Here is a 12712-nt window from a genome sequence, read left to right as displayed (position 1 = left end):
CACGTCAGATTGAGGCGGGTGACGCCCTTGCATATATTTATCAATCGCTTAAGTTTATTCTGCTGCTGCGTTAGCCGTATCCTGAGCGGCCTGCACGTTCTCCAGCATTTTGGCCGGTTCAATTTCTCCACCGATAATTTGCTGAATACCCAGGCTGAGCGCCGTGTTGACCTCCGCTTGGACAAGCGCGTCAAACGCCGGGAACGAGGTTCCGATTTCGCTTACTCCTTTGAAAATATCCTGCATAAGCGGATCGTCGGACGCCGTTTTCATTTGCTCCAGATCCATCTTCATGGCCGGCAGCACGCCGTCTTCCTTCAGACCTCTAAGTTGCATTTCTTCCGTCCACATATTTTTGATGAACTCTTTGACCGCCTGCAGCTTCCGCGGGTCTTCTGCTACAGCGTTGGAGAACCCGTAACCGTTATTCGCGTCCTGCATCACGATCACCGGATCGCCTTCATGCAGGGGAGGCATATTAAAGTAACCAATTTTGCCCACCATATCGCCGGCTTGCGCCGGATCTCGGAAGACTGAGTTGGCCCAGGAGCCATCCATCATCATGATCGCTTCACCCGTAATGATCTGGTTTCTCATATCCGCGTATTCAAGGCCAAGCTCGCCTTTTTTGTAGTATCCTTTCTTCACCCATTCCTGGTGCTTGGCGATCGCTTTGACCATATTTTCATCGGTCCATTTCGTCTTGCCGGTTTTGAAGCCGTAAGTGACTTCCGGCCCGGCATAATACGACCACAAATTGTTCGTCGTCATCAGCGGGATCCAGGCGTCCTTGGATGATTGCGCAAAAGGAATTTTGCCATCGGCTTTAATTTTCTCAGCAATTTGTTCCAGTTGATCCAACGTTTTAGGTACCGTGAGCCCTTTTTGTTTGAAATACTCCTTGTTGTAGAAAAAGCCTTCAATCGAGCCGCCGATCGGCAGCCCATATACTTTCCCGTCCACCGTGAAAGGAGCCAGAGTCGTGAACTTATCTTTGATGCCAAGCTCATCAATGATCGGCGTCAAATCGAGCATCAGCCCTTCTTTCGCATAAAGCGCCGCATCCGGGCTGCCGAACACATCGAAAATTTCCGGTGGTTTCCCAGCGGCCATTTCCCCGCGCAGCTTCTCTTTACGGTTTACTTCCGAATCCACAGCGTCAAGCTTAATTGTTAAGCCCGGAACGGCCGCTTCTGTTTGCTTCACGACATCCTGCAGCATGGCTAAGCGGAACTTCTTGGATTCCCCTACCTGCGTGTGTCGGATCGTAATTTCAAACGGATCATTGTTCTCCACCTTCGATTCTGTGCCGGCTTCCCCTTTGTTTGTCGCATCTTGCCCTTCCTTGACGGAAGTGTTATTTCCGGATTTTCCACACCCCACAAGCAGTGCGGATGCAACGAAAATGACAGACAGCAGCATCAGCAAACTTTTTCTCATATTTCTTGACCCTCCTCCAAAACGGTATGATTTGGTACACCCTCATTATAGAAAGCGTTTTTATCCTTGATAAGGAGGACATTTTTCTAGAATGGGGATAATATCGTCTACAGCGCAAAAAAAACGGTTAAACCAAACACATTGTGTAAGGTTAACCGTTTTTGTTAAGGTTCTATAAAATTACGTTACTTGCTAGCCGCTACCTGCTGCTGCCCCTCACGAATGATCCGGTAAGCACGTTCGATTTCCTCGTCTGTCGGAGGCTCAACCCCTTCAAGAGGGTAATCCCAACCGAGCTCCTGCCATTTAAAGATGCCCATAACGTGGTAAGGGAGGATTTCAAACTTTTCGACGCCTTTCAAGCTGCCGATAAATCTTCCAAGCTCAAGCAGATCTTGTTCGTCGTCATGAATACCAGGAACATATACGTGGCGAATCCACATGCTCCGTCCATGATCGGAAAGCCACCGCGCCATGTTCAGGATACGGTCGTTCGGTTTCCCGGTAAGCTTGATGTGCTTCTCGTTGTTGATATGCTTAATATCAAGCATCACCAAATCGGTGACATCGAGCAAATCGCGGATTTTATCCCCTTCATTGTAGCCGTTCGTATCAAGTGTTGTATGAAGGTTCCACCGTTTCTTCGCCTCGCTGAACAGCTCGGTAACAAACGGAGCTTGCAGTGTCGCTTCGCCGCCAGATACCGTCAACCCGCCGCCTGACGGGCGGTAGTAGCCGAGATAAGGTTCGATCTCGGCCAATACCTCCTCGGTAGTCATTTCTTTGCCTTCCGTCAAGCTCCAGGTATCTGGATTGTGGCAATATTGACATTTCAGCAGACAACCTTGCATAAAGAGAACGAAACGAATACCCGGTCCATCAACTGTACCAAAAGTCTCCAATGAGTGAATACGGCCTTTAAGCATCTTTCGTCACCCTTTCCTCTTTGGTTGCCCGTTTCCAACAATCCAGATTACATTTTTTCGTGGAATGTACGATGGATAACTTCCAGTTGTTGTTCACGAGTCAATTTAATGAAGTTAACGGCATATCCAGATACCCGAATGGTCAATTGCGGATATTTTTCCGGATGATCCATAGCATCAAGCAGAGTTTCACGGTCAAACACGTTGACGTTCAGGTGATGAGCCATGCTGCCGAAGTAGCCGTCCATCATCGATACGAGGTTCGATTGACGAGATTCTGTTTCTTTACCAAGCGCCTTAGGAACGATCGAGAAGGTGTTGGAAATACCATCCAAGCTATCTTCATAAGGCAGTTTAGCAACAGAACTCAAGGATGCAAGGGCACCTTTTTTGTCACGTCCATGCATTGGGTTAGCACCAGGAGCAAATGGTTCGCCCGCTTTACGTCCATCTGGTGTAGTACCTGTTTTCTTACCATATACGACGTTAGAAGTGATCGTCAAGATCGATTGTGTAGGCAATGCGTTACGGTAAGTTTTGTGTTTGCGAATCATACCCATGAAGGTTTTAACCAGATCAACCGCGATTTCGTCAACACGATCATCGTTGTTACCATAGCAAGGATATTCGCCTTCTGTTTCGAAGTCAACGGCGATGCCCGCTTCGTTACGGATGACTTTAACTTTCGCATATTTGATTGCGCTCAGCGAGTCAGCAGCTACCGACAGACCAGCGATACCGCAAGCCATCGTGCGGAGAATGTCGCGGTCATGCAGCGCCATTTCGATCCGTTCATAGCAGTATTTATCATGCATGTAGTGGATGACGTTCAAAGTATTTACATACAATTTAGCCAGCCATTCCATCATTGGTTTGTAGCGTTTCATAACTTCTTCATAGTCGAGATATTCAGAAGTAATTGCTGGCAAATCCGGACCGATTTGCGTGCCGTATCTTTCGTCTTTACCACCGTTGATCGCGTACAGCAAAGCTTTAGCAAGGTTGGCACGAGCGCCGAAGAATTGCATTTGTTTACCGATTTCCATAGCGGATACGCAGCAAGCGATACCGTAGTCGTCGCCATAGATTGGACGCATCAAGTCATCGTTTTCGTATTGAATCGAGCTAGTCTCGATCGATACTTTAGCACAGAATTTCTTGAAGGCTTCAGGCAAACGTTCGGACCAAAGTACAGTCAAGTTTGGTTCTGGAGCAGGTCCAAGGTTGTAAAGTGTATGAAGGAAACGGAAGCTGTTCTTTGTAACGCGAGTTTTACCGTTAACCGACATACCGCCGATGGATTCAGTTACCCAAGTAGGGTCCCCGCTGAACAGGTCGTTGTATTCAGGAGTTCTCAGGAATTTAACGATACGCAGCTTCATGACAAAGTGGTCAACCAATTCTTGTGCAGTTTCTTCTGTCAATGTTCCTTCAGCCAAGTCGCGTTCAATGTAGGCGTCAAGGAAAGAAGATACACGGCCGAGCGACATAGCCGCACCGTCTTGTTCTTTAACGGCTGCAAGGTAACCAAAGTATACCCATTGGAAAGCTTCTTTAGCGTTGTTAGCCGGTCTCGAAATATCGAAGCCGTACATTTCGCCAAGTTTTTTCAACTCGCCAAGTGCACGAATTTGTTCGGACAATTCTTCGCGAAGACGAATTACATCTTCATCGATCGTGTCAACTTCGAGGCTAAGCAGTTCTTGTTTCTTTTGTTCTATTAGGAAATCCACACCATACAGGGCAAGACGACGATAGTCGCCAATGATCCGGCCACGGCCGTAAGCATCAGGAAGACCAGTAATAATCCCAGCATGACGGGCAGCTCTCATGTCAGTAGTATAAGCATCAAATACGCCTTGGTTATGTGTTTTGCGGAATTTCGTAAAAATATCTACGATTTCAGTTGGCAAATCGAAGCCATATGCTTTACAAGCGCTGATGACCATCTTGATTCCACCAAACGGGTGAATCGTACGTTGGAAAGGCTTGGAACCTTGAACACCAACAACTTGTTCTTTCTCTTTATCCAAATAACCCGGAGTATGAGAAGTGATTGTGGAAGGGTTATTAACGTCCACATCAAGCACTCCGCCAGCTTCTCTTTCTTCCTTAGACAGGTTCGATACGATATCCCACAATGCTGTCGTGTTAGCTGTCGGACCAGCCAAGAAAGAATCATTACCAACATAAGATGTAATGTTGGTTTCGATGAAATCGCGAGTGTTAACCTCTTTCATCCATTTCCCTTTTTTAAAGCTTCTCCATGCGCTTTGCACTTCTTGAACTTCTTTTTCCATCACCGACATCTTTATTCCCTCCATTTATATAATTTGGTCGCGGTTGAAGGATTTTTAATCCGCGCCATTGTGATCCCTTAAAATTTGTGATACTTTTCACAACTCAGACAACAATTGTGCCCAACTGGATTCGTCGGGGTAACTTCCATCATAAATGTATGAGGGATCATTTACACTGTAATCATAGCTTAACCACTATAAAAGAGTTGTGACAAATATCACTCTAGGTGATATTTGTCACGTTTTCATTGCCTATTGTTCACTTATTCTTCAAATCTGCCGTAGAAGCCGTCGCGATATACTTCAGCCAGCTCGGTAACGAGCGGCAGCTTCGGATTCGCCGTGGTGCATTGGTCTTCAAAGGCGCGGTCAGCCAGGTAATCGACTTTGCTTTCGAATTCTTTAGCATCAAAGCCCAGAGCTTGGAACGTTTCAGGAATACCAAGCTTTTTGTTGAGTTCGCGGATCGCTTTGATCAAGCTCTTCACGCCTTCTTCTGTAGTGCGAGCCGGCAAGCCCAGAATGCGGGCGATTTCAGCGTAACGCTCGTCAGCTACGAAGTGTGTATATTTAGGCCATGCTGCGAATTTCGTAGGTTTCTTAGCGTTATAACGGATAACGTGCGGCAGCAGAATCGCGTTCGTACGACCGTGCGGAGTATGGAATTCACCGCCCCATTTATGCGCCAAGCTGTGGTTGATGCCCAGGAATGCGTTAGAGAACGCCATACCAGCAATCGTCGAAGCGTTATGCATTTTCTCACGAGCCAGTTTATCGCCTTCGAGAGCCGATTTTTCAAGGTATTGGAATACCAATTGAATCGCTTTGATCGCCAGGCCATCGGTGTAGTCGTTAGCCAGTACCGAAACATAAGCTTCGATAGCGTGAGTCAATACGTCCATACCGGTATCGGCAACAGCCGATTTTGGCAAGCTGTATACAAACTCAGGGTCGATGATCGCTACATCCGGCGTCAATTCATAGTCAGCCAAAGGATATTTCGTGTTGCCGTTCAGTTTGTCGGTAATAACCGCAAACGAGGTAACTTCTGAACCTGTACCCGAAGTCGTTGGGATAGCCACGAATTTCGTTTTTTGGCCCAGGCGTGGGTATTTGTAAAGACGTTTACGGATATCCATGAATTTTTGTTTCAGGTTGAAGAAGTCTTCTTCAGGATATTCGTAGAACAGCCACATCCCTTTCGCAGCGTCCATTGCAGAACCGCCACCGAGTGCGATGATGCAGTCTGGCTGGAATTTAGCCATCATTTCCGTACCGCGTTCTACAGTCGTAGTCGATGGATCTGGCTCAACGTCCGAGAAGATTTCGATCGCTACTGGAACTTGACGTTGACGCAGATAGTGCTCAACTCTAGCCACATATCCGAGTTTAACCATCATTGGGTCAGTTACGATAATAACGCGGGAGATGTCCGGCATTTTAGCAAGGTATTGGGTCGAGTTTTTCTCAAAATAAATTTTGCTAGGAACTTTGAACCATTGCATATTCACGGTACGACGATTCACCCTTTTCACGTTGATCAGATTGACAGCCGTTACGTTCGACGAAGTCGAGTTGCGTCCGTACGATCCGCAGCCGAGTGTCAGCGATGGCAGGTTCGTGTTGTAAATGTCACCGATACCGCCTTGCGAAGAAGGTTGGTTCACCAGAATACGGCAAGTTGGCATACTTTCAGAGAATTTTTGGATGATTTCTTCGTTGTCCGAATGGATAACCGAGGAGTGACCCATACCGCCGAATCTAACAACTTCCAGAGCGCGTTCGATACCTTGTTCTGCATTTTTAACTTTGAAGCAAGCCAGAACCGGGCTCAGTTTTTCTGCAGAGAGTGGGAATTTCGGCCCTACGCCGTCGATTTCGGCAACGAGAATTTTCGTGCCGGCCGGTACGTCGATACCGCACATTTCAGCGATTTTCGTAGCAGGTTGGCCTACGATCGCAGGGTTAACTGCACATTTATCAGCAACGATTGCCCCAGCAGTCAATTTTGCAGCTTCTTCTTTATTTACAAAGTAGCAGCCATTAGCAATCATTTTCTTTTTCACTTGGTCAAAGACAGGTTCTTCAATAATTACCGCTTGCTCGGAAGCGCAGATCATACCGTTGTCAAACGTTTTGGAGAGAATCAAATCGTTGACAGCTTGATCCAGGTTAGCACTCTTTTCAATGAAGCAAGGTACGTTACCAGGACCTACGCCGAGAGCCGGTTTGCCGCAGCTGTATGCTGCTTTAACCATTGCGGAACCACCAGTTGCAAGAATACAAGCTACATCAGGGTGGTTCATCAGTCCGTTCGTGCGATCCATCGAAGGATTTTCGATCCATTGGATGCAGTCAGCAGGTGCTCCGTGCTTCACGGCTGCTTCGAGCAAAATTTTAGCGGCTTCCGTACTACAAGCTTGTGCGGATGGATGGAAACCGAAAATAATCGGGTTACGAGTTTTAATGGCAATCAGAGATTTGAAGATCGTGGTGGACGTTGGGTTCGTTACCGGAGTAATACCCATAATAATTCCGACAGGTTCAGCGATTTTTTGGAAGCTATCAAAATCGTTATCTTCAATTACGCCTACCGTTTTGTCATACTTAATGCTGTGCCAGATGTATTCGGTCGCAAACATGTTCTTGATAATCTTATCTTCGTACACGCCGCGTCCAGTTTCTTCAACAGCCAGTTTTGCAAGATGCATGTGTTTGTCGAGTCCAGCCAAAGCCATCGCTTGCACAATCTTATCGATTTGCTCCTGATCCATGCTCATAAATGCTTCAGAAGCTTTCTTAGCTTTGTCAATCAGAGTTTGAATGTAGTCCTGTGCATTCGGCTGAGCTTTTGTCGCCACTTCGTTCTTAACGGCCATCTCTCTCATCCTCCTAAGTATTTAAGGGAACAACCATGGTGCTAGATAATTGATAGTGAAAAATTTCACTTGGCTTTTTTCCCTTAGGAAGCTTGTTGCTTCTCTTTATGGTTTGATCATATCACATAGATCACGGTTTGTATAGTGAAATTTTTCACGTACTATAAAATTATTGAAAGTTTTCACTTGCCATGAGTGACTTTTCATATATACTTTACATATTAGGACTTTTTACATTACATATTTGAACTTGTTTGGGACTTGGGACTTTTATCAGAAGTGGCAAACCGTCCCAATTTTCGAAATTTCCGCTGGGTGTCTAATACCGTAGTTTGGGGTATAATAAAGTGAATTTAGTCACAATGTTAAAATTTCGACACTTTTTTAGTCTTTACGGCTCCCAAAAATCGCTTTAAACGTTATATAATTAATTTAAAATTTTCAGAAAAATTTGGAGTACAAAGGGGAAATCCATAATGAGCGAAATAATCAATGCCACCCTGCCCCGCGGCAACACCAGCTGTTTCACAGAGCAAAATTTTAATCGCCTTCTCGTCACAATGAAAGACAAAGCTTATCCCGAGGGGACGCACTTGTTCTGGGAAGGTGATTTTTCCGATAAACTGTTTTTTATTAAACGCGGACGTGTAAAATTAACGAAATCGACAGATGAAGGCAAGGAATTGATCCTTTATATGTATGGGCGTGGGGATATGGTTGGGCAAGCCGATCCATTCTTCAGCACCAAGCATAGCTTTACTGCCGAAGTGATCGAGGATAGTGAGATTGGCGTTATCGAGCAAAAAGACTTGGAAATCATGATCTGTCAGCACTGTGATTTTGCGATTGACTTCATGAAATGGATGGGCATTCATCACCGCTTGACCCAAACGAAGTTTCGTGACCTGATGATGTATGGGAAACCGGGCGCACTCTGCTCGACGCTCATTCGTCTTAGCAATACGTACGGCGAGCAGCATGGAGACACGATTTTGATCAACAAAAAAATCACCCATACCGATTTATCCAATATGATCGGAGCAACCCGCGAAAGCGTCAACCGGATGCTCAGCGATCTGCGTAAAAAAGACGCTCTTGAATACGAAAACGGTATGATCGTGATCAAAGATCTCGTTATGCTGCAGGATATTTGCCACTGCGAGCTGTGTCCAAACGAAATTTGCCGGATCTAATCCAAACGGATCCGGTAATCCCACTCAACCTGAGGAGTCTGCCTCAGGTTATTTGTTTTGTGCTGAAGTTGCAAAACGAAAAGTGCGAGCTGCAGAGGTGAAAATCGCCTTTGCAAACTCGCACTTTTTTAGTGTCCTTATTTTACCTAATGAGCTATGACTTTTTGCGTACCGGCGAAATGAACCAGTAAGCCATCCCTACAAATACGGCTCCCCCGATAATGTTACCCAGAGTAACCGGAATCATGTTGTGCAGCCAACCGCCTAATGTAATCGTATCCGGGTGGTTAGGTAATAATAAAGACACACTGAGCAGTGTCATATTAGCTACGCTATGCTCATATCCGCTTGCGATAAAGGCATACAAGCACCACCAAATCAGCACGAGCTTGGCGATGTCTTCTTTAGCCCGGTTCGCCATCCACAGGGCAAGACACACGAGCCAGTTACAAAGAATGCCGCGGAAGAACAGTTCCATCATCGGGGCGCTCATCTTTTTAGCAGCGGCCGCAAAGATTAGATGCTCCGGCGCTGCAGTCTTAAATAACCCCGCACCTACGATCAAGAGACTCAGGACAACAGCTCCCGCTAAGTTGCCTAAAAATACGATCGTCCAGTTTTTCGCCGTATCCCCCACTGTCGTTCTTCGTGCTAGGGTACTTGCGGTAAAAAACATGTTGTTACCGGTAAAGAGCTCGGAACCGGCAAACACAACCAAGGTCAAGGCCAGACCGAAGGACATCCCCATCAGCATCGTTTGAAAAGGGGATTTGATTGCGGCCAGCGGAGCACCGATACTGAATATCAGAATGATGCCTAAACCTACGTAAGCTCCTGCCAGCATAGCCGACACGATGTACCTCGACAAACTTTCGTTCATCTTCTCTTTCTTCTTGACCGCCGCCTCCACAATCGCTTCAACATTTGGCGTAAACATTTGTTAGTTCCTCCCCATAAACTACGCTATTACTGCTGACCCGCTGCAATCCAAACCTGCCCGTCCTCCACCTTAACCTGGAACGTTTGTACTTGACCGTTATCCGGTGCCTGCACCTGGCCCGTGGTTAGATCAATTTTCCAGTCATACAGCGGATCGTAAAGATAGTTCCCCGATACGATACCTTCAGCCAGCGGGCCACTCTTCGGATGTGGACTCTTGTTCAATACAGCGAAGATGCCCCCGTTAGAAACGCGAAATACCGCAATTTGCTGTCCACCTATTTCTACTACTCGCCCAATTTGCGGCAGAAATTGATCCAAAGCTCCTGCCGGAAAAAATTTATTCATCGTCATGTCGTTACTCATTCCATACTCCCCTTTCGTCGCATGGACCACAGTTACAGTTGGTCGCTCATTTCTAGGCTGTGAAACAGTTTGTTCCGGTTTTCGTCGTCACCCAGCATCTTTTTCCACGGATCCGTCACTTGTTTCAGAGCAAATTCAATTCGCTCCACAAGCGCTTTTCGGCCTTCAATATCGTCTACAACGACAGATTTGATGTGGTCCAGACCCATACGTTCTACCCATTCAGACGTTCTCTCCAAGTAGTTGCCTGTCTCCCGGTAGTACTGCATGATGGCACCGCACAGCTCGATCAATTCCTCATCCGTTTTTACCTTGCAGAGCGAATCAGCCAGACGAGCCTTGATGCCCCCATTGCCACCGATGAAAATTTCCCATCCACCGTCATTACCGACGATGCCGATATCCTTCGTGCATGACTCGGCACAGTTACGCGGACAGCCGTTCACCGCCATTTTAAATTTAGCCGGGAAATCAAGCCGTTCGAATTTGCGCTCCAGCAAAGCCCCCATACCCATCGAATCCTGAGTACCGAAGCGGCAAAATTGCGAGCCCACGCAGGTTTTCACCGTACGCAGCGATTTAGCGTAAGCATATCCAGACGGCATATCCAGTTCCGCCCATACCTTCGGCAGGTCTTCTTTTTTCACGCCAATCAAATCCAGACGCTGGCCACCGGTCACTTTTACGACCTTCACATCATATTTCAGTGACACATCGGCGATTTTCTTCAAATCCTCCGGTGTCGTCACGCCGCCATACATCCGGGGAACCACCGTATAGGTCCCGTCCTTCTGAATGTTAGCGCCCATCCGCTCGTTGACGAAACGCGATTCCTTCTCATCCTCATACGTATCCGGGTTCAGCATGCCGAGATAGTAGTTGATCGCCGGACGGCATTTCGAGCAGCCCTCAGGCTGGTTCCACCCGAGCACGTTCATAACCTCTTTTGTCGTCTGCAAACCTTTCGCCTTGATCTCAGCTACGATCTCGTCCCGACTCAGCGTCGTACAGCCGCAAATGCCCTGTTTCGCCGCCGAAGTAAAGCCATCGCCGAGTACGTATTGCAAAATTTGTTCAACTACAGGCTTACATCCGCCACAGGATCGGGTAGCACCCGTACAAGCCTTGATCTCATCGACGGTCGTCAAGCCCTGATTCGTAATGACGTCTACGATCGTTCCTTTAGTGACGCCGTTACAGCCGCATACAATTTCTTCATCCGACATCGTTTCTACCGATTTCGTCTTTTTCTCACCGCTGCCGCAGCAGCCTCCTCCCATTAAGGAAGCATGCAGTTCATCCGTCATTTCGGCGTTTTGCTTGATCAGCTTCTGCAGCTCGGCTGAGTCATCGATGTCGCCAAACAATACGGCGCCAATCAGAGCGTTGTCTTTTAGCAATATTTTTTTATAGGTACGTTTCCATTCATCTTTGCTCGAAATGACCGTATGCTCCGGCCCGTCGATGAATTCCCCGGTGGAGAACACGTCTACCCCGGAAATTTTCAGCTTGGTCGAAACGACCGAACCTGCATATGGCGCAGTTTCCACACCACTGATATGCTTCGCCATAACGATCCCTTGCTCAAAGAGCGGGGCTACGAGTCCATAACAGATACCTCGATGCTCAGTACACTCCCCAACCGAATACACGCCCTCCATTGAGGTTTGCAAATAATCGTTCACGACGATCCCTCGACCTGTTTCGATGCCGCTCGCTTTCGCCACGGCTATGTTCGGCTTAATCCCAACAGCCATGACGACAAATTCCGCTTCCAGCTCAGTGCCATCGGCAAACTGAAGTCCACTAACACGTTTGTCCCCCAGCAGTTCTGTCGTTTGAGCGCCCATTTTGAATTTAATGCCCTGACGCTCTAGCTCCGACTTAAGCATTAAAGCCGCTTGATGGTCGAGTTGACGCTCCATTAAATCCTCCATCAAGTGCACGACGGTAACTTCCATGCCTAGTTGCACAAGACCCTTTGCAGCTTCTAAGCCCAACAAACCACCGCCAATTACAGCAGCTTTGCGGTAAGTTTTCGCCGCTTCCAGCATTTGATGACAGTCTGCGATATCGCGGAAGCCGACGACTCCTTCTTTATCGCTGCCGGGAATCGGCAGTATAAAGGAATTGGAGCCGGTTGCAATCAATATTTTGTCATAAGGTACCCGCAGCCCGTTCTCGGCCACGACTTCCTTGGTCTCTTCCTCAATCCGCACAACGGTTGTGCCTGTGTGAAGTGTAATTCCGTTATCCCGGTACCAGTTCAAATCGTTCAGGATGATGTCATCCATCGTTTTACTGCCTTCAAGAACATAGGAAAGCATAATCCGATTGTAGTTCGGATGAGGTTCGCTCCCAAACACTGTAATATCGAATTTCGAAGTCAGCTTCAAAATTTGTTCAACCGCACTGATTCCCGCCATCCCATTGCCGATCACTACTAATTTTTCTCTATCTGTTCCCATGTTTAGAATTGCCTCCTCCATAATAGGACTGTTAGGACTGCTTTAGTCACCCTAGTGCAACAACCTTTTATGTCGAAAGTATACATTTCAAATTGAAGGTACTTTGTGATTCCATTCACTTTAAATGTGAAACTTATCACAATAAATTGTCATAATTATTTCATGAAACTTATTGAAAAAATCCGCCCCCCCTTTTACAGG

8 protein-coding genes are annotated in these 12712 nt (G+C 47.0%); 1 reads left to right on the top strand and 7 read right to left on the bottom strand.

Annotated features, from left to right (window positions below):
* Positions 1-54: 54 nt before the first annotated feature.
* The 4 genes from ACFQ3W_RS07870 to adhE form a co-directional block, all read right to left on the bottom strand.
* A complete protein-coding gene (locus tag ACFQ3W_RS07870) occupies positions 55-1440 on the bottom strand; it encodes an ABC transporter substrate-binding protein (RefSeq protein ID WP_379318351.1) in 1386 nt (461 codons plus the stop codon).
* A 185-nt stretch (positions 1441-1625) separates the two neighbouring features.
* Entirely contained in the window at positions 1626-2366 is a 741-nt protein-coding gene (pflA, locus tag ACFQ3W_RS07865; RefSeq protein ID WP_379318349.1) for a pyruvate formate-lyase-activating protein, read from the bottom strand.
* A gap of 47 nt (positions 2367-2413) precedes the next feature.
* Complete coding sequence (gene pflB, locus ACFQ3W_RS07860) at positions 2414-4675, bottom strand: formate C-acetyltransferase (RefSeq protein ID WP_379318347.1); 2262 nt, start codon at positions 4673-4675, stop codon at positions 2414-2416.
* A 254-nt stretch (positions 4676-4929) separates the two neighbouring features.
* On the bottom strand, positions 4930-7545 hold the full coding sequence (adhE, locus tag ACFQ3W_RS07855) for a bifunctional acetaldehyde-CoA/alcohol dehydrogenase (protein ID WP_379318344.1): 2616 nt from the start codon (positions 7543-7545) through the stop codon (positions 4930-4932).
* A 476-nt stretch (positions 7546-8021) separates the two neighbouring features.
* On the opposite strand from adhE, the gene ACFQ3W_RS07850 reads away from it, so the two are divergent.
* Positions 8022-8738 (top strand): Crp/Fnr family transcriptional regulator, encoded by a 717-nt coding sequence (locus tag ACFQ3W_RS07850; RefSeq protein ID WP_379318342.1) that lies wholly within the window; start codon positions 8022-8024, stop codon positions 8736-8738.
* Positions 8739-8892: 154 nt separating this feature from the next.
* Here ACFQ3W_RS07850 and ACFQ3W_RS07845 read toward each other — a convergent pair whose 3' ends face one another.
* The 3 genes from ACFQ3W_RS07845 to nirB are packed head-to-tail and all read right to left on the bottom strand — an operon-like array spanning position 8893 to position 12511.
* Positions 8893-9675, bottom strand: a complete 783-nt coding sequence (locus ACFQ3W_RS07845; RefSeq protein WP_379318340.1) for a formate/nitrite transporter family protein — start codon at positions 9673-9675, stop codon at positions 8893-8895.
* A 29-nt stretch (positions 9676-9704) separates the two neighbouring features.
* Complete coding sequence (gene nirD, locus ACFQ3W_RS07840) at positions 9705-10043, bottom strand: nitrite reductase small subunit NirD (protein WP_379318338.1); 339 nt, start codon at positions 10041-10043, stop codon at positions 9705-9707.
* A 32-nt stretch (positions 10044-10075) separates the two neighbouring features.
* Positions 10076-12511 carry a nitrite reductase large subunit NirB gene (gene nirB, locus ACFQ3W_RS07835; RefSeq protein WP_379318336.1) on the bottom strand — a complete coding sequence of 812 codons (2436 nt, stop codon included), beginning with the start codon at positions 12509-12511 and terminating at the stop codon, positions 10076-10078.
* Between the last annotated feature and the right edge of the window lie 201 nt (positions 12512-12712).

Origin of the sequence: Paenibacillus puldeungensis, from assembly GCF_042678945.1 — a bacterium.
In the GTDB taxonomy this organism is placed as follows: Bacteria; Bacillota; Bacilli; order Paenibacillales; family Paenibacillaceae; genus Fontibacillus; species Fontibacillus puldeungensis.
This window is presented reverse-complemented; position numbering and strand designations above follow the sequence as displayed.

Excerpts from the sequence above, each read along its gene's own strand:
- ACFQ3W_RS07870 (WP_379318351.1), bottom strand. The coding sequence starts at position 1,440 with ATGAGAAAAAGTTTGCTGATGCTGCTGTCTGTCATTTTCGTTGCATCC.
- pflA (WP_379318349.1), bottom strand. The coding sequence starts at position 2,366 with ATGCTTAAAGGCCGTATTCACTCATTGGAGACTTTTGGTACAGTTGAT.
- pflB (WP_379318347.1), bottom strand. The coding sequence starts at position 4,675 with ATGTCGGTGATGGAAAAAGAAGTTCAAGAAGTGCAAAGCGCATGGAGA.
- adhE (WP_379318344.1), bottom strand. The coding sequence starts at position 7,545 with ATGGCCGTTAAGAACGAAGTGGCGACAAAAGCTCAGCCGAATGCACAG.
- ACFQ3W_RS07850 (WP_379318342.1), top strand. The coding sequence starts at position 8,022 with ATGAGCGAAATAATCAATGCCACCCTGCCCCGCGGCAACACCAGCTGT.
- ACFQ3W_RS07845 (WP_379318340.1), bottom strand. The coding sequence starts at position 9,675 with ATGTTTACGCCAAATGTTGAAGCGATTGTGGAGGCGGCGGTCAAGAAG.
- nirD (WP_379318338.1), bottom strand. The coding sequence starts at position 10,043 with ATGAGTAACGACATGACGATGAATAAATTTTTTCCGGCAGGAGCTTTG.
- nirB (WP_379318336.1), bottom strand. The coding sequence starts at position 12,511 with ATGGGAACAGATAGAGAAAAATTAGTAGTGATCGGCAATGGGATGGCG.